Origin of the sequence: Oceanobacillus sp. FSL W7-1309 (genome assembly GCF_038002145.1) — a bacterium.
In the GTDB taxonomy this organism is placed as follows: Bacteria; Bacillota; Bacilli; order Bacillales; family Amphibacillaceae; genus Oceanobacillus; species Oceanobacillus profundus.
Genome location: NZ_JBBOBX010000002.1, coordinates 509,032 through 526,933, shown reverse-complemented (window position 1 = coordinate 526,933; position 17,902 = coordinate 509,032). Strand labels below are relative to the sequence as shown.

The 17,902-nt window shown below is 37.9% G+C and carries 16 protein-coding genes; all 16 read right to left on the bottom strand.

What is annotated here, in order from left to right; genetic code table 11:
- Positions 1–100: 100 nt before the first annotated feature.
- The 16 genes from NST46_RS15265 to NST46_RS15190 all read right to left on the bottom strand — a co-directional run bounded on the left by NST46_RS15265 (position 101) and on the right by NST46_RS15190 (position 17,786).
- Complete coding sequence (locus tag NST46_RS15265; protein WP_341137437.1) at positions 101–1,054, bottom strand: ABC transporter permease; 954 nt, start codon at positions 1,052–1,054, stop codon at positions 101–103.
- Positions 1,055–2,101, bottom strand: coding sequence for an ABC transporter permease (locus NST46_RS15260; protein ID WP_341137436.1), 1,047 nt, complete (start codon positions 2,099–2,101; stop codon positions 1,055–1,057). It lies immediately after the preceding gene.
- Positions 2,088–3,626, bottom strand: a complete 1,539-nt coding sequence (locus NST46_RS15255) for an ABC transporter ATP-binding protein (RefSeq protein WP_118888907.1) — start codon at positions 3,624–3,626, stop codon at positions 2,088–2,090. The genes NST46_RS15260 and NST46_RS15255 overlap by 14 nt, the downstream gene beginning before the upstream one ends.
- 339 nt (positions 3,627–3,965) lie before the next feature.
- Positions 3,966–5,081 carry a BMP family lipoprotein gene (locus tag NST46_RS15250; protein ID WP_340001980.1) on the bottom strand — a complete coding sequence of 372 codons (1,116 nt, stop codon included), beginning with the start codon at positions 5,079–5,081 and terminating at the stop codon, positions 3,966–3,968.
- A gap of 111 nt (positions 5,082–5,192) precedes the next feature.
- Positions 5,193–5,918, bottom strand: a complete 726-nt coding sequence (locus tag NST46_RS15245) for a GntR family transcriptional regulator (RefSeq protein WP_095308738.1) — start codon at positions 5,916–5,918, stop codon at positions 5,193–5,195.
- Positions 5,919–6,279: 361 nt separating this feature from the next.
- Positions 6,280–8,556: a DNA translocase FtsK gene (locus NST46_RS15240; RefSeq protein WP_118888908.1), complete on the bottom strand. Its 2,277-nt coding sequence runs from the start codon at positions 8,554–8,556 to the stop codon at positions 6,280–6,282.
- A gap of 199 nt (positions 8,557–8,755) precedes the next feature.
- Positions 8,756–8,962 (bottom strand): YlzJ-like family protein, encoded by a 207-nt coding sequence (locus tag NST46_RS15235; RefSeq protein ID WP_095308734.1) that lies wholly within the window; start codon positions 8,960–8,962, stop codon positions 8,756–8,758.
- Positions 8,959–9,687, bottom strand: coding sequence for a ClpP family protease (locus NST46_RS15230; RefSeq protein ID WP_251658749.1), 729 nt, complete (start codon positions 9,685–9,687; stop codon positions 8,959–8,961). The genes NST46_RS15235 and NST46_RS15230 overlap by 4 nt, the downstream gene beginning before the upstream one ends.
- Positions 9,688–9,777: 90 nt before the next feature.
- Positions 9,778–10,644 (bottom strand): 4-hydroxy-tetrahydrodipicolinate synthase, encoded by an 867-nt coding sequence (gene dapA / locus NST46_RS15225; protein ID WP_095308730.1) that lies wholly within the window; start codon positions 10,642–10,644, stop codon positions 9,778–9,780.
- A gap of 41 nt (positions 10,645–10,685) precedes the next feature.
- Positions 10,686–11,918: an aspartate kinase gene (gene dapG, locus NST46_RS15220; RefSeq protein WP_095308728.1), complete on the bottom strand. Its 1,233-nt coding sequence runs from the start codon at positions 11,916–11,918 to the stop codon at positions 10,686–10,688.
- A gap of 118 nt (positions 11,919–12,036) precedes the next feature.
- Positions 12,037–13,083 carry an aspartate-semialdehyde dehydrogenase gene (locus NST46_RS15215; RefSeq protein ID WP_095308726.1) on the bottom strand — a complete coding sequence of 349 codons (1,047 nt, stop codon included), beginning with the start codon at positions 13,081–13,083 and terminating at the stop codon, positions 12,037–12,039.
- A gap of 51 nt (positions 13,084–13,134) precedes the next feature.
- Entirely contained in the window at positions 13,135–13,740 is a 606-nt protein-coding gene (dpaB, locus tag NST46_RS15210) for a dipicolinate synthase subunit B (protein WP_341137435.1), read from the bottom strand.
- Positions 13,737–14,621, bottom strand: coding sequence for a dipicolinic acid synthetase subunit A (gene dpaA, locus NST46_RS15205; RefSeq protein ID WP_341137434.1), 885 nt, complete (start codon positions 14,619–14,621; stop codon positions 13,737–13,739). Before dpaA ends, dpaB begins: the two co-directional genes overlap by 4 nt.
- Positions 14,622–14,833: 212 nt before the next feature.
- Entirely contained in the window at positions 14,834–15,673 is an 840-nt protein-coding gene (locus NST46_RS15200) for a LysM peptidoglycan-binding and 3D domain-containing protein (RefSeq protein WP_341137433.1), read from the bottom strand.
- 260 nt (positions 15,674–15,933) lie between these two features.
- A complete protein-coding gene (locus tag NST46_RS15195; RefSeq protein WP_095308718.1) occupies positions 15,934–16,176 on the bottom strand; it encodes a YlmC/YmxH family sporulation protein in 243 nt (80 codons plus the stop codon).
- A gap of 386 nt (positions 16,177–16,562) precedes the next feature.
- Entirely contained in the window at positions 16,563–17,786 is a 1,224-nt protein-coding gene (locus NST46_RS15190) for a M16 family metallopeptidase (protein ID WP_095308716.1), read from the bottom strand.
- Positions 17,787–17,902: the final 116 nt, after the last annotated feature.

Sequence of the window (17,902 nt, the reverse complement as noted above, 5' to 3'; positions counted from 1 at the left end):
ACAAATATCTTGCACAAATTTACCATTTGTCATCCATTATACGGCAAAAAAAACTGACTTGCTATTATAAGCAAGTCAGTCCAGGATTGTCCATCTATAATTATCTGCTACCTTTAATGTATGGCTCTCCATTTGCTCGAGGTGCATCTGCTCGCCCAATAAATCCTGCTAAAGCAAGAATTGTTAACACATATGGAGCGATTAACAGGAATATTTGTGGTACGTCCTGCAGAAGCGGAATATTTGATCCGATAACACTCAAGCTTTGGGCAAAACCAAAGAATAACGCTGCACCCATGGCTCCAAGAGGGTGCCATTTACCGAATATAACAGCTGCAAGTGCCATAAATCCTTGGCCAACAATTGTAGAATGTGAGAAATTGGATGCAATTGTTAGTGCAAATACAGAACCACCTAATCCTCCAAGCGCTCCAGAAAGAATAACAGCGATATAACGCATTCTGCTTACATTAATTCCATTTGTATCAGCTGCCATTGGATGTTCTCCCACTGCACGCAGTCTCAAACCAAATGGTGTTTTGTACAGCACAAACCAAGCAATGAAAGCTAAGATAATAGCCAAATACGATGTAATATAAATTCCTTGGAAAAAGATTGACCCAATAACTGGAATCTTTGATAGTAATGGGATATCTGTAGTATAAAATGGTTGAGCAACCATATCTGTTTGCCCTTTACCATACCATTGTTTTGTTAAATATACCCCTATACCTAGTGCGAGCATATTAATTGCTACACCACTTACTACTTGGCTAGCATGGAAAGAAACGGAAGCTACCGCGTGAATAATCGAGAATATAGCTGAAACAACCATTGCTACAAGGATGGAAACCCATGGTGTCCAGGCTCCCAGTACATCCGAAAAAGTTAAATTAAAAACAATTCCTACAAATGCACCCATCACCATTAAACCTTCAAGACCAATATTTACAACACCAGAACGTTCACTAAAAACGCCGCCTAATGCCGTTAAAATTAAAGGAGCTGAATAAAATAACGCTGTAGGGATAACAGATTGCAATATTTCAATCATTTATTTCCCCTCCTTTTTAAAGCGAACGATTACCCATCTAATAATGTAACTTGATGCCACAAAGAAGATGATTAGTGCGATAATAATATCTACAAGCTCTGTTGGAATTCCAGCTCCTGTTGGCATTTCCCCTGCACCCTCTTTTAGTGCACCAAACAAAAATGCTGCAAAAACAACCCCAATCGCAGTGTTAGCCCCTAGAAGCGCAACAGCGATTCCATCAAAACCTAAATTAGAAAATCCTGCCGTTACGGACATGTTTCCGTAAGTACCTAGTCCCTCCATTGCACCTGCTAAGCCTGCAAACATACCTGCAATAACCATCGATAATACAATATTTTTACTTACATTCATACCAGCGTACCGTGATGCGTGCGGATTAAATCCAACCGATTTCAGTTCATAACCAATTGTTGTTCGTTGAATAATAAACCACATAATAGCTGCCGCAAATAATGCAATTAAAATTCCATAATGAAGACGGGAATAAAACGTAATACTTTGCATCCACTCGGAAGCGAGCGATGCTGACGGTGCAATCGAATCTGTTGTTGTTTGTCCACTTGTTAATACTTTTCTTATAATTTCATTCGTCGTAAATAAAGCAATATAATTCATCATGATTGTTACGATTACTTCATGAACACCAAGTTTTGCTTTTAAAATACCTGGGACAAATGCCCATAATCCACCAGCAACAGCTGCAGCAAGAACAGCAAGCGGCAAATGAATATACATTGGTGCATCAATTGTTATACCTACCCATACTGCTGCTAGCCAGCCTACAAGTACCTGACCCTCTGCACCTATATTAAACAACCCAGTGCGAAATGCGAATGCAATCGATAATCCTGTAAGGATGTACGGAGCTGACCTTCTAATTGTTTCACCGATTGTATATGAATCTCCAAATGCACCATTCCATAATGCAGTATAGCCATCAATTGGACTAAATCCAGATACTAGCATAATGATTGCACCAGCAATCAAACCCATTAAAACGGAAACTATTGGGACGAGCAGCGCAAATAATTTATTGGATGGCATTTGAATCACCTTCCTTAACCTGACTTCCTGCCATCAACAAACCAAGCTCTTGTTCAGTCGTTTCTTCTGGCGTCACTTCAGCAACTATTTTTCCATCAAACATAACAGCAATTCGGTCACTAACATTCAAAATTTCATCTAGTTCAAACGAAATTAATAAAACTGCTTTTCCTTTGTCACGTTCTTCAATCAATTTTTTATGAATAAACTCAATAGCACCTACATCTAGACCTCTTGTTGGCTGTGCAGCAATTAATAAATCTGGTGACCGATCCACTTCTCGGCCAATAATTGCTTTTTGCTGATTCCCTCCAGACAGCGCTCGGGCCTTTGTGTAGACACTTGGCGTACGAACATCGTATTCTTTAATAATACTTTCTGCTTTCTCATAGATCGCTTTATAATTCAATACTTTTGCTTTGGAATAAGGCTTCTTATAGTATGTTTGCAAAACGATATTCTCACCAATGGAATAATCCAATACAAGTCCAAAGCGATGTCTGTCCTGCGGAATGTGACCAACTCCACTTTCTGTTACCTTTCTTGGACTCTTATTCGTAATATTTTTATTTTTAAGCTTAATTCTCCCTGAAACTGCTTGACGCAATCCTGTTATTGCCTCAATCAGTTCTGACTGCCCATTGCCATCAACTCCGGCAATCCCGACTATTTCTCCACCACGTAATTCAAGGTTTAGTCCTTTTACTAAATCTACTTTTCTTGAATCTTTTACAACTAGATTTTCGATTGTTAAAACGGTATCTTTCGGTTCCGCCTGCTGCTTCTCCGTCTTAAAATGTACCTCTCTACCAACCATGAGGGATGCTAATTCATTCGTATTTGTCTGGGCAACATTAACAGTGCCAATCCCTTTTCCTTTACGAATAACTGTACATCTATCACAGACTTCCATTATTTCTTTGAGTTTGTGTGTTATGAGAATAATAGATTTACCTTCCTTAATAAGTGAACGCATAATTTCCATTAATTCATTAATTTCTTGAGGTGTTAATACTGCAGTTGGTTCATCAAAGATGAGTACGTCTGCACCACGATACAGTGTCTTTAAAATTTCCACGCGCTGTTGCATTCCGACTGAAATATCACTTATCTTTGCATCTGGATCGACCTTTAGACCATACCGGTCAGAAATTTCTTTAATGTCCTTTCTTGCTTTCTCGACATTAATAACACCTGTTTTTTTGGTTGGCTCATTACCAAGAACAATGTTTTGTGTAACGGTAAATGGTTCAACTAGCATAAAATGCTGATGGACCATTCCAATACCAAGATCATTTGCAATATTCGGATTTGTAATATTTGCCTTCTTTCCTTTGACCCGAATTTCTCCTTGCTCTGGTTGGTACAAACCAAATAAAACATTCATCAACGTGGATTTTCCAGCTCCATTTTCTCCTAACAGTGCATGAATTTCACCTGGCTTAAGCTGAATTGTAATATTATCATTTGCTACGATTCCAGGAAACTCCTTACGTATATTCAACATTTCAATTACATATTCCACTGGTCTTCACCCCTTTATTAACCACATCATCTTGACTGCATAGTTAGTTGTTATAAAATCATCAAATAAAAAGGACTACTGTTTCTAATCCTCTTTAGTTGAAGATCTTACTTAACATGATTGAAGAAGGCTAAAAGCGATTAGCCTTCTTCACTATTTATTAAAAGAGGTTCAAAAAGTCCGGTAAAAATGACACGTCGAGAACAGTAGACCATCGATTAAATACCGACACGTCCTGTGTCGAACATCGAAGTCACCACATCCTGGGGAAGCCCGGTACTCAAAACTACGCCTCCTCGAACTTCTCGGTCCTTTTTATCCTCCCTTTTGAACAGAAACTTAAAGTGCTTCAATGAATGAATCCAATTCTTCACTTGTTTGAGGTACTTTTATATCCCCACTAAGAATCTTTTCTTGCCATTCGTTAACAGCATTTTTGATATCTTCTGTATATGCATCTGTATTTGTTTCAGCAATGGAAATTCCATCTTCTTCAATTCCAAATTCTAAGTGTTCCCCACCAGGGAATTCACCTGCTTGCAGCATTTTAGCAACATCTTGAACAGCAACATCAACACGTTTAACCATGGAAGTTAATGTTACATTATGGTCGCCAATTTTACCTTCTTCATGCTGGTCAGCATCAACACCGATCACCCAAATTTCACGGTCCGGGTCATTTTGTTTAATATCTTTTGCCTGGTTAAACACACCGTTTCCAGTTCCACCAGATGCATGGTAAATTACGTCAACATCGTTGCTGTACATATTGGATGCAATTAATTTCCCTTTTGCAGCATCGTCAAATGTTTCAGCATATTGAACATCAACTTCAATATCAGGATTTACAGATTTTACACCTGCAATAAAGCCCGTTTCAAATTTTTTGATTAGAGGTGAATCAATTCCACCAACAAATCCTAGTTTATTTGTATTTGTTTTATTAGCAGCTGCAACACCAGCTAAGAAAGAACCTTCATGCTCTTTAAATGTAACACTTACTGCATTTGGAGCTTCTACCATATCATCTACGATTGCAAAATACGTTTCTGGAAATTGTTCTGCTGCTTTTTGAATATCCTCTTTCAAAAGGAAACCTGTACCAAAGATTAAGTTGTACTCATCACGAACCAGACGAGTAATGTTCGGCATAAAATCTGCTTTTGAAGCGGATTGTGCATAGTCATATCCGTTACCTTGCGATAGACCATTCTCTTCTCCCCATGCTTGGATACCTTCCCATGCAGATTGGTTAAATGATTTATCATCTACTCCACCCTGGTCTGTTACCATTGCGATACTGTAATCTTCTTCAGTTGCTGTATTATCTGCATTATCATTGTTATCGTCTGAAGCGGTTGTATCGTCCTCGTTTGAACCGCTTCCACATGCTGCTAAAACGATTCCAAAACTAAGCAATAAAGCAAACAATAGAATAAACTTACGATTCTTCATTTTAATGCCCCCTAAATTAGTTGAGATAGGTAAAACTAAAGTTGAACAAAAAATCACTGCAAACCCTTTCCTATTTTCACCCATCACCTCCTAAAAATTCAGTTTTTTAAGTCACACCCTTTTTCTAAGGACATGAAAACTAAAAACATCTGAACGAAAATAATTGGCTGAATATAGGATGGCTTCATCTTTGCTTGTATAGTGAATCTGTCTCAGCAATAGAAGTGATTGATCTGGTACACAGTCTAAAATACTGTATATTCGGTCATGATAGCTGATTGGTTCGATGTATGTAACTGCGTATGCAATTCGTTTACTTGCATAATTTTCTAAAAGTTCAAAGATAGAATCTACTTCATGCACTCGATCCAACGGTATTAAGTTTTCCGGTACCTTATCAATACAAAAAACGACGGGCTTATTATCAGCTGTACGGACTCTTTCAATTTTAGCCAGAGTATTCACTTTTCCTGGGGAAAATTTTGCTTTATCTTCATCTGTTGCTTCAATTAATTCTGTAGACAAATATTGTGAACCAGCAATTTTACCGGATTGCTCAATCATTTGAGTAACACTACTTAGCTCCTCAATACCTGATGAAAAAATTGGTTTCGAATTTACAAAGGTACCCACTCCATGTCTCCGCGTTACCACATTGTCTTCTTCAAGAATGCGAAGAGCCTCTCTTAACGTAGCTCTTGAAACGCCTAATTGTTTTGACAATTGATATTCTGATGGCAGCTTTTCTTTTTCTCTATACTTGCCATTCTCAATATCTTTTGTAATTTCGTCGATGACTTGTAAATATAGGTGCCTTGAATCCGTTTTAATCGACACAAAATCCCCTCTTTCCTCTAACTGCAATCCAAGAGATCTGACCTCTGACGTATGACTATTTGTCCGTCATTTATCTTACCACTATTAATTAAATAAATAAATAGAAATAGGATAAATTCCTTAAAAAAATCAACAAATTGTGACAAGGGAACTTAGTTTTCAACAAGTTTTTTAACGAAGACCGCGCAGGTAAGAGTTTTCTTCGTCACTATTAAAATAAGACAGGTGAGTTTACTCTTCACCTGTCTTATTAATAAAAAATACGTGGTTACTTATTTATACAATTTTGGTTTTTTGCTAGAAGCTAACACAATAGCAGAAGTGCTCGATTAGCGACGTTCGGATTGATACTAATAGAACGCTACATCGTTTTTTCCTCCGTTACCTGCGAAACTAACACAGTTCTAGGCTTACTTCCTTCGTACGGTCCAACAATACCGCGTGCTTCCATCGCATCAATCAATCGTGCTGCACGGGTATATCCAATTCGGAACCTTCGTTGCAGCATGGAGACACTAGCACTTTGCATTTCAATAATCATTTGTACCGCATCATCATATAATTCATCATCTACTTCTTCTACTGCATCATTTGTATCCTCTGGAATCATCTCTTCTTGATAAGAAGCTTTTTGCTGTTCAATACAATGGTCCACAACTCTTTCTACTTCTTCGTCGGACAAAAATGCACCCTGTACACGGGTTGGTTTAGAGGAGCCTACGGGCATAAACAACATGTCCCCCCTACCAAGCAGTTTCTCGGCTCCCCCCGAGTCAAGGATCGTCCTTGAATCCGTTTGAGAAGAAACACTAAATGCAATCCGTGACGGGATATTCGCTTTAATCACACCAGTAATGACATCAACCGATGGACGCTGTGTGGCAATTATTAAATGAATACCTGCCGCACGAGCCATTTGAGCCAATCGGGTAATCGAATCTTCCACATCATTTGAAGCGACCATCATTAAATCGGCAAGCTCATCTACGAGAACTACAATGTAAGGAAGTTGTGGCTGTGTTTCATCTGATCCTACATTATATTTGCGAATATATTCGTTATATCCTTCAATATTACGTGTCCCGGTGTCAGAAAATAAATCATATCTTCTTTCCATTTCAGAAACGACCTTTTTTAATGCTCTTGATGCCTTTTTAGGATCTGTTACTACTGGAGCCAATAGATGCGGAATACCATTATAAACATTCAATTCTACTTTCTTTGGATCAATCATCATCATTTTAACTTCATGTGGTTTTGTACGCATCAGGATACTCGTAATAATTCCGTTAACGCAAACACTTTTCCCGCTACCAGTTGCACCTGCAATTAACAGATGGGGCATCTTGTTTAATTCCCCTACTACAGCCTCACCAGATATGTCTCTACCTAATGCATAAAGTAGTTTGGAAGATTTATTATTCCACGTTTTATCGAGCACTTCTCGTAATGATACCATGGCAATCTCTTGGTTCGGCACTTCGATTCCAACTGCGGATTTTCCGGGAATTGGTGCTTCAATCCGTATATCCTTCGCTGCCAGTGCAAGTGCTAGGTCATCGTGAAGACTAACAATTTTACTTACCTTAACACCAGCTTCTGGATATACCTCATATTTTGTGACAGCTGGACCTACATGAACTTTTGTAATTCTAGCCTTAACACCAAAACTTTTAAATGTTTGTTCCAGCTTTCGAACAGTAGCTTGTATTTGTGACTTTTCCTTTTGCTGTGAATTATGAGCTGGATCAGCCAGTAAATTAGGAGATGGCAATATATATTCTGGGTTTTCTGTTTCTGTCAGTGCCATTTCCGGAACGTCGTCCGCTTCGTCCACTTCTTTCTTTTTAGCTTTTTCTTCTGCTACTGGTGCTTCATGAGCAGGCTCTTTTTCCGTATTGTCTGCGGCATAGGCAATATCTGTAAAATCATTAATTACTGGTTCTTCGTGCTGTATTGTTTCTATAACCGCTTCGTCCTGTAGTTTCCGTTCTTCCTTTTGCTGCTTTTTCGCTGCTCGAACATCCTTCCATTTGACAAACTGATTCTCAGCACTCTTTTTCATTCTCGAAAAGAGTTTAGAAAATAAGTCGCCAACGGATATATCGGTAATAAATATAAGACCAATTAATATAGAAAAAACAGCAACGATTTTTGAGCCAGCTAATGAAAATAAAAAATTACAAAATGTAAAAATGACTGCTCCTATCATTCCTCCGCCCGTTTGCACCACAGTACCGGCACCACTAACATAGTCTAAGAAATTATTCCAAGTTGTTCCGATAATGGACACATTTCCAGCTGTTACTAGTAAACTCTCAACCGTTTGTATATGTGACAATAGTAGAATACCAGCAAATAGAATATAAAAACCTACCATTTTCCTACTCCAGAAATTCGGGTATTTTCGTTTAACTAGTAGCAGAACACCAGTAATAAACAGAAAAACAGATGCAACAAAATACCAAATTCCAAGAAAGAATTGGAAGAAATGCTCCATCCATCCAGGTATTGCACCATCGCTTATTGCACTTGCTCCACTCCCGAAGATGGATAAAAAGATAAACAGCAGACCTAAAAGTTCCAACCGCATAGACCTCGTTTTTTTAGTGCTTTTTCGCTTTCTTTTTTTCGCCATTTTTTCACCTCTATCTACTCCAACATATATGAATAGTAAACCCTCACCAACAAAATGGCAAGGGTTTACTGAATAACTTAATTATACCATAAAAGTAGAGCCTCATTCAGTGGAGACTATTTCCTATCATATAATATTCGCTCTAGAAGATAGGCTAAGTCCTACTTCGCATATTAGGGTTTAAATTTCAATAGCATGTTTATGAAAGAATACTGCCAGGAGAAAATTCTTTCCGCAAATAATCTTGTGGATCAGTTGAAACAAGCTGCTGAATTTGATAAGAGCCATCCTTCGTTTTTATAGCATATATCATTCTTCCATCGTAAGCGATATGCTCCACATTTGAAAATCCTCCTTGTTCTACTGGAAAGATATCATGTTGAGCTAATGGCGTATACAATATCATTGTATGACACCGCCTTCTGCACCATTATTACTTCCAATAAACGCTGTTAATTTACTCATGGCATCTTTTACACCACCGACCTGATCAATTAATCCGTATTCTACAGCGTCTTTTCCAACTACATTTGTACCAATATCTCTCGTTAAATTCCCTTTTGCAAACATAAGATCTTTAAATTTCTCTTCCTTTATGTTTGAATGCTGGACGACAAATTGGATGACCCTTTCTTGCATTTTATCTAGATATTCGAAGGTTTGTGGTACTCCAATAACTAAGCCAGTTAACCGAACTGGATGAATCGTCATCGTAGCCGTTGGAACAATGAAGGAATAGTCTGTGGCTACTGCTATCGGTACGCCAATCGAATGGCCACCGCCAAGTACAATTGATACCGTTGGTTTTGAAATCGAAGCAATCATTTCAGCGAGAGCAAGCCCTGCCTCAACATCTCCCCCTACTGTATTCAGCAAAATAATTAATCCTTCAATTTTTGGATTTTGTTCAATAGCAATAAGCTGTGGTAATAAATGTTCATATTTAGTTGTCTTATTTTGCGGCGGCAGCTGGATATGTCCTTCTACTTGACCAATGATTGACAGAACGTGAATATTTGAATCAGGTGCTTGTGGAATATTAGATTGACCTAACTGTTGGATTTTCTCAACAATCGACGATGCATTGGGCTTGTCCTCTTGATTTTCATTTTCTTCTGGATTGTTATTCATTTACGAACACTCCTTTTTAAAAACTCACCTATAAAGGTAGTATGAACGTAAACATACAAAAAATACCGGCTAAAACCATAGCCGGTATTGTTATTTATCTAATAGAAGCTTCAACTTACTTATCTCTTCATCTGTTAAAGGAACTAGTGGCATACGTACACCGCCAGTTTCGATTCCTTTCAATTGCAGTGCTGCTTTAACAGGGCTGGGGCTTGGCGCTGTAAAAAGCCCGTTCATAATCGGGAGCAATTCACGATGTAGCGCTGCCGCTTCCTGAACCTGACCATTTTTAAATTGCTGAACCATTGTCTGCATTTCATTACCAATAACATGGGAAGCAACTGAAACGACTCCATCAGCACCAATTGCCAACATTGGTATCGTTAATCCGTCGTCTCCACTGTACACACTGAAATCATTCGGTGTATGTTCAATAATTTCCGCAACTTGATCAAGATCTCCACTTGCTTCTTTCATGGATACGATATTGTCAATTTGACTTAAATTAATAACAGTTTCTGCAGTTAAATTTACCACTGAACGTCCTGGTATATTATAAAGCATTATAGGCAAATTCGTTTCCTGGGCAATTGCAGAGAAATGTGTATACATTCCGCGTTGATCAGGCTTATTATAATAAGGTGTAACAAGCATGATCCCGTCAACACCACATTCATCTGCCTTTTTTGTCAAATCAATGGATGCCTCTGTGCTATTGCTCCCTGTTCCAGCAATAACAGGTACTCGCCTATCCACCTTCTTCACGACATACTTAAACAGATTAATTTTTTCTTCTGTACGCAGTGTGGGTGATTCTCCAGTCGTTCCTGCTATTACAAGTGCATCAGTCCCATTATCGATTAAATAATCAATCAATACGTTCGTCTGCGCAAAATCAATTTGCCCATTTTTATCAAACGGAGTGACCATCGCCGTCAATACTTCGCCAAAATTCATGAATGATCGATCACCTTTCTTATCTAAATTTGGTATCTTATCTATCTTTGGAGTTCATTTATATGACTTAGCTCAAATACATCATGTAGTGCATTTACAGCTGTAATTAAATCAACTTGATGCACAAGAACCCAAATGGTTGTATGGCTATCGGCGGACTGTAATATTTGAACACCTGAATTCGTTAAAGCCTGAACGATTTTAGAAGCTACTCCTGGAACACCCGTCATTCCTGCCCCAACAGCCGAGACTTTCGCACAACCCTCTGTTACTTCTGGGTAGAATCCTAATACTTCCAAGATATGAACAGCTTTCTCAGTTAGTGCTTCAGGAACCGTGTAAACAACACCTGTTGGAGATATATTGATAAAATCAACTGAAATACCTGCTTCAGCCATTGACTTAAAGACTTCAGACTGTAATCGATAGGCTGATTCCTTTGTTTTTACTTTGATTTGTGTAATGGAGGACATATGAGCAATTCCAGTAATCATTCGATCTGGTATATCTACACCCATTTCAAGTACTCTTGATGAAGTAACCAACGTGCCTAGATCTTCAGAGTACGTTGATCTTATTCGCATCGGAATTTTCCCTTGCATCGCGATTTCCACTGCGCGGGGATGAATAACCTTTGCACCTTGATATGCTAAATTACATATCTCCGTATATGTGACGATTTTAAGTTGACGTGCGCTCTTAACTACACGGGGATCTGCAGTCATAATGCCATTTACGTCAGTAAAAATCTCAATTCGCTCTGCATCAAGTGCGACTCCTAGTGCAGCTGCAGTTGTATCGCTGCCCCCACGACCAATCGTTGTAATCTCACCAGCATAGCTTTGACCTTGAAAGCCTGCAACAACAACAACATCATGCGTTTCAAATTCTTTTAAAATACGTGTTGGATTTACTTCTTTAATACGTGCTTTATTGAAATCCTCTGACGTTAAAAAGCCTGCTTGTGATCCAGTTAATGCAGTTGCTGATATGCTGAATTTTTGAAGCTCATTTGAAAGTACAACAGCAGAAATTATTTCTCCACAAGACATTAGGAGATCCAATTCTCGGGCGGAGTTTTGATTACGCGGATAATCAACTAGCCCTAATAGCGTATCTGTAGCATATGGATCCGGCTTTCTTCCTAAAGCGGAAACAACAACAACTAATTTATAACCTTTTATTAAAGCCTCTTTAATATGTTTCATTACATACTCTCTATTTTCTTCTGATTGAACAGAAGTTCCGCCAAATTTTTGAACCAATATTTGCATGATCACACCTCTATTATTACTAAATACCGGATACTTAGGAGGTCATAAACAGAAGGAACTGTATTTACATACAGATTCCCTCAATTGGTTTCGATTTAAACATTGAAATTATGACCCCTTAAAGCCAATTATTTTTTATTAAAGATTGGGCAATTTGAACCGTGTTAAGAGCAGCGCCTTTAAGAAGATTGTCAGATACGACCCAAAGATGGAATCCTTTGGCATTATCGATATCTTTACGAACGCGGCCAACAAAGACCTCTTCTTTATCTGCAGCACTTAACGGTGTTGGATATGTCTGTGTTTTGGGATTGTCTTCAAGTTCCACTCCATCAGCATTCTCAAGTTGTTTCCAAATATCCTCAACACGAACATTCTCTTGCTCGATTTCTATATAAATACTTTCTGCATGGGAGGTAAAGAATGGAAGCCTTACACATGTAGCAGCTACAGATAGTTCCGTATCATGCAGAATTTTTTTTGTTTCATTAATCATCTTCATTTCTTCAAACGTATACCCATTCTCTTCGAATATATCGATTTGAGGCAGAGCATTAAATGCAATTGGATAATGTCTCTCATCACCTGAAACAGGAAGTAAGTTTGCTTCCATTTTTTCATCATTCAGGTATTGTGCCGATTGAGTCTTTAGCTCTTCAACCGCTTGCGCTCCTGCACCCGATACTGCTTGATACGTAGAAACAATAATACGATTAATTCCATAAGCATCCTTTATCGGCTTTAATGCAGCAACCATTTGAATAGTTGAACAATTTGGATTAGCAATAATTCCGTTATGCTTCGCTATATCTTCATTGTTTACTTCCGGCACAACAAGTGGCACATTTTCTTCCATTCGAAATGCACTTGTATTATCAATTACAACTGCCCCACGCTTAACTGCTTCTGGTGCAAGCGCCTTGGATATTGAGCCTCCAGCTGAGAATAAAGCAATATCCACATCTTCAAAACTTTCCGGCTTCGCTTCTTCAATTGTAACCTCATTATTGTTAAATACTACCTTTTTACCTGCAGACCTTTTAGATGAGAGCAATTTAATTCTATTGATTGGGAAATTTTTCTCCTCTAATAATTGCATGATTTTTTGTCCTACTGCCCCTGTTGCTCCTACTACTGCGACATTAAATGCTGTTTTCTGTACCATTTACAATAACTCCCTCCAAAATCGAATATATCTTTTTTATCTTATAGCATTTTATTTTACCATATTTTCATCCATATAAGGAATAATAAGTGGTTGAAGTTGTTTTCCGTTTAATGCGTATTTCACACTATCTACAAGGTAATCTAATTTAGCTGCTAATGAGTTTGGTTTTTTAAACGGGTCATCTTGACCAAAGGGAATAAAATAAATATATTTACTGTTTAATAGCCGCATTAAGTTTATCCCATTTAACCCAAGTGCATCATTGGTCGTTACACCGAGTAAAACCGGATTTTGATTTCTCATTGTTGACTTAGCAGCCATTAAAACTGGGTTATCAGTTAATGCATTCGAAAGCTTACTTAACGAATTTCCTGTAAGTGGTGCGACTACCATACAATCAAGCGGATTTTTCGGTCCAAACGGCTCAGCTTCCGGAATTGTTTTGACTACTTTTTTCCCTGTGATAGCCTCAAGTCTTTCAATATGCTCTGTTGCTTTACCAAATTTCGTATCGGTGGTTTGAACCGTGTAGGATACAATTGGAATAACTTCTGCCTGCTCCTCGATGAGCTTCTCAATCTGCGGGAAAACCTGACTATGTGTATGATGGGATCCAGTTAAACCGAATCCAATTCGTTTCCCTGCTAAACTCATTCGGACTCCCTCGTTTCATCAAGAATCTGTGTTATAACATCCGCAAGTATTCTCCCAGCTGTTCTTGGGGCAACAATTCCAGGTAAGCTTCTCGCTAGAATTGCTTTGATTCCACGTTTTTCTGCAAAATCAAAATCCGTTCCACCAGGTTTGGATGCTAAATCGATGATAATTCCATTTGGCGGCAAATTTTGGATTACATCCTTCGTTACAATCGGGGCTGGAATTGTATTAATAAGTAAATCACAGTCATGGGTATGATCAGAAAGCTTTTCCAACGGAATCGCATGTAATCCCATTTCGGTGATTCTTGCTAAATCTCTAATACTTCTTGCACATACCGAAACCTTCGCTCCCAAAGCTGAAAACTTATTTGCCACTGTATTCCCAACCCTGCCGAACCCGACTACAACAACACGTGACGAGTGGATTGTATAATCTGTTTCTTCAAAGGCCATCATTATTGCACCTTCTGCTGTAGGTATTGAATTATAAATTGCTACGTCATCCCTATCCAGTAACGGTACCAAATCAATATTTGCTGCCGTTGTAGCTGAAGTTAAATACTCATTTGTTATTCCGGTAAAAACCAGGGTATTGCTTTTAAATTTCTTAAACCACGACTTTTCTATTTGGATCTGTTTATCTGAAAATACAGTTTCGATATTTCCGGACATATCTGTACCAGTTATTGGTAATATAATTGCATCTAACTTAGACGGTTCGAGTTCTTCAAAGTCCATTTGATTTGATCCTGTAAATCCCTGTTCCAGTTTATCAAAGCCAACTAACATCAAAGTGGTATCAGGTAATGTCTTTAGTTGCCTGATTAATTCTAAATAGCGTGCGTCTCCGCCAATTACAGCTATAAATTGACTCATTATTATATAGACCCTCCAGACATACTTCCTGTTTTCATTTTCTTTATAGCTTATGTGAACTCGCAGTGAGAGTGATTGTCTGAATAAAAAAAGAAAGCAAAAAGACAGATATCCTTATACGATATCTGTCTACACCTTTATTTCAAACCTTTTCTAACAGCTTAATTGCCTTCTATGTTATGGAAAGCTCTCTTTTGTATGTTATTCTCTAATCATTCCAAAATCGTTACTTCCACTACTTTTCTTCCCCAGTTATACGCTTGATCCTTTGTAGGTACATGAATATCTATTTTATTACCTTTTATTGCTCCTCCAGTATCAGCAGCTACTGCATGACCATAACCTTCTACGAAAACCTTCGTACCGAGTGGAATAACATTTGGATCAACCGCAATCACCTTTTCATAAGGATTTGCTTTTAAATCAATACCTGTAGCTGTAATTCCTGAGCATCCAGAGCAATATGCAGTGTAAGCAGTTGCTTCAACTGAAATTGTTTTGCCATTCGGCTGTGTTGATTCGGATTCAGCGGTAGAATTGACCTCTTCTTCTGCTTCCAGCGTTACAACTTCATCTTCCGTTGCCTCTTCTGTTTCATTCTCTGGCACTGATTCTGCCTCTTTCATTTCAATTGTTGAATCGGCATTTGCTTGTTCGGCTGCCACTTGTTCCGTGTTCAACTCACTAGCATCATTAACAACCAACTGCTGCCCAATGATGATTAAATCTGAATTAAGATTATTCCAAGCCTTCAAATTTTCAACTGTAACTTCATCACCATAACCTCTACTAATTTCACCCAAACTATCTCCTTTTTCTACGATGTAATATTCTGGTTCTGTCTCATCCAACTTTAACATTTGCTTTGGATGAATCAGCGAAGAATCCAATTCATTAATATCCTTTAATTTTTCTACAGTCGTATTGTTATGATGTGCTATTGTCCAAAGGTTATCTCCTTTTTTAACTTCATAATCAGTTGCTGCCGAAACTGTTGTCGCAGTTACACCTGTAATAATTAAACCAATAATTAGAGCTACTATCTTTTTCATTATGTAGTCCCCCTCGTTTTAATTACTGTAACGTAATCGTACCACGGGGACGGATTATGTGCGGTTACGGCTTGTTTAAGAGTATATGTCTTAAATTACAAATACAAGTTTTTTCGATTAATCGGTTCTATTTGCTCTATCACGTGCATACAATAGAGTAAGGGTAGCTATGGATAGAAGTGCCTTGTGGCTGTTTCGGCTGCTACGCTAAACAAAAACAGGCATCATCTATTTGATACCTGCTCTTGCAACAAAACTAACTATTCTAGCTTATCTGTTTCAATCATAATCATATCTTCTCCGATTTTCTTAATTGAGTTCCAGCGGATCTTCGTTTCTTCCCCTTCTTTTACAAGTCCAAACCACTTATAATTTGGAATAATAAATGCTTCTATCTGTCCAGTTGATTCATCGATTTCCAAATCTGTCTGCCCAAGCATGCCTAATCTTGTACCCTCATTAACATTGATTATTTCTTTATCACCCATATCACGAAACCGCATCTAATCACCTTCTCCTTTTCCTTTATACTTCATATATATGTTGTTTGAAGCAAGCTATGTATGATCATGTAGATGTTTAAAACATCATTCTTTCTATCTGGGATTAGGCGATCTAGTGGAAAACGGCAACTAATAATAAAAGAATATAACGGAAGAAAAATGTGAGTAGAATCTGGATTGGACAGAAAAAGTTTTAATGACTCTATTGTCATTACACAGTATGTTTATAATAAAAACGAGCATTCCTCCTCTCACGGGGGAAATGCTCGTTTGAAAGACGTAAATTCACAAAAATTCTCGCTCAATAAGTAAATACATCTTACGTTTCATAGTAGCTTACTATGTCTCATGTATAGCTTAGAAAAATTCTCACATGTTCGAATAGCTTAAAGAACACTGGCAGGTGCGATTAATGCAGTTGAAGCTGGTTTATTAAATATTTTTTTGATAACTTTCCCAATAGAATCGTGATTCACTGCGTCAATTTCACGAATAATTTCATCTAGTGTGCGATGACGTTGTAATAACAATTCATTTCTGCCATTTCTTGACATTCTACTATTGGTGCTCTCTAAACCAAGCATTAAACTGCCTTTTAATTGCTCTTTGCTGTTTCGTAGTTCCTTATCGGTTAAACCTTTATTTATCAATATCTCCATTGTTTGATTAATTGTATCCTTTAATAAAGAAAGCTGTTCCTTGCCAGTACCCGCATAAATTGTAAGCAAACCATTATCAAGGAAAGTGGAATGATAAGAGAATACAGAGTACGCTAATCCTTGTTTTTCACGGACATCCTGGAATAATCTGGAGCTCATACTTCCACCAAGTACATTATTCATTATAATAAGGCTATAAATATGTTCGTCCCCTAATGGAAGCCCTTCAAAACCGAAACAAAGATGTGCTTGCTCCGTGTCCTTATTGCGCTCAATAGAATTTGCATAGAAAGCTGGTTTTAAAATTTTTGTTTTCTCTGCTGGTGATTCATATGCACCAAAGTAATCCTCAATCTTATAAATGAAGGAATCATCCACATTACCCGCTACGGAAACCACCACATTTTCAGGAGTGTAGCGTTGTTTTACATACTCTCTTAATGTTTCTGGCTTAAATGATTTTAAATGTGCTTCTGTCCCAAGAATGGAATACCCTAATGGATGATCTCCATAAGAAGCCTTTGCCAACAAATCATGGACAATATCATCTGGCGTATCTTCATACATTTTGATTTCTTCAAATACAACTTTTTTCTCGCGTTCCATTTCCGCTTCATCAAATGTTGAATTGAAGAACATATCTGCAAGAATTTCTAACGCATAATCCTTATGTGTATCCAATACTTTTGCATAAAAACACGTATATTCTTTGGATGTGAATGCATTTATTTGCCCGCCGATGGAATCAAACGCTTCTGCGATGTCTTGAGCAGTTCTTGTTTTTGTACCTTTAAAAAACATATGCTCTAAAAAATGGGATATCCCATTATTTTCAACTGATTCATTTCTAGAACCAGTTAATACCCAAATACCAATCGTAACTGAACGAACTGCTGGTATTTTTTCTAACACAATTCGCACACCATTTTTACTAATGTGTTTATCTATCAATATTCTTCCTCCTAAAGTAACGAGATCTATCAAAGGAGCGAAACATCATAACACTCCAGGACTAATTTATCGCTTTGGCATTTCCCTGTTTAAGCACCAAAACGTGAAAACCAACG

Excerpts from the sequence above, each read along its gene's own strand:
- NST46_RS15265 (WP_341137437.1), bottom strand. The coding sequence starts at position 1,054 with ATGATTGAAATATTGCAATCTGTTATCCCTACAGCGTTATTTTATTCA.
- NST46_RS15260 (WP_341137436.1), bottom strand. The coding sequence starts at position 2,101 with ATGCCATCCAATAAATTATTTGCGCTGCTCGTCCCAATAGTTTCCGTT.
- NST46_RS15250 (WP_340001980.1), bottom strand. The coding sequence starts at position 5,081 with ATGAAGAATCGTAAGTTTATTCTATTGTTTGCTTTATTGCTTAGTTTT.
- NST46_RS15240 (WP_118888908.1), bottom strand. The coding sequence starts at position 8,556 with ATGGCGAAAAAAAGAAAGCGAAAAAGCACTAAAAAAACGAGGTCTATG.
- NST46_RS15235 (WP_095308734.1), bottom strand. The coding sequence starts at position 8,962 with ATGATATTGTATACGCCATTAGCTCAACATGATATCTTTCCAGTAGAA.
- NST46_RS15230 (WP_251658749.1), bottom strand. The coding sequence starts at position 9,687 with ATGAATAACAATCCAGAAGAAAATGAAAATCAAGAGGACAAGCCCAAT.
- dapA (WP_095308730.1), bottom strand. The coding sequence starts at position 10,644 with ATGAATTTTGGCGAAGTATTGACGGCGATGGTCACTCCGTTTGATAAA.
- dapG (WP_095308728.1), bottom strand. The coding sequence starts at position 11,918 with ATGCAAATATTGGTTCAAAAATTTGGCGGAACTTCTGTTCAATCAGAA.
- NST46_RS15215 (WP_095308726.1), bottom strand. The coding sequence starts at position 13,083 with ATGGTACAGAAAACAGCATTTAATGTCGCAGTAGTAGGAGCAACAGGG.
- dpaB (WP_341137435.1), bottom strand. The coding sequence starts at position 13,740 with ATGAGTTTAGCAGGGAAACGAATTGGATTCGGTTTAACTGGATCCCAT.
- dpaA (WP_341137434.1), bottom strand. The coding sequence starts at position 14,621 with ATGAGTCAATTTATAGCTGTAATTGGCGGAGACGCACGCTATTTAGAA.
- NST46_RS15200 (WP_341137433.1), bottom strand. The coding sequence starts at position 15,673 with ATGAAAAAGATAGTAGCTCTAATTATTGGTTTAATTATTACAGGTGTA.
- NST46_RS15195 (WP_095308718.1), bottom strand. The coding sequence starts at position 16,176 with ATGCGGTTTCGTGATATGGGTGATAAAGAAATAATCAATGTTAATGAG.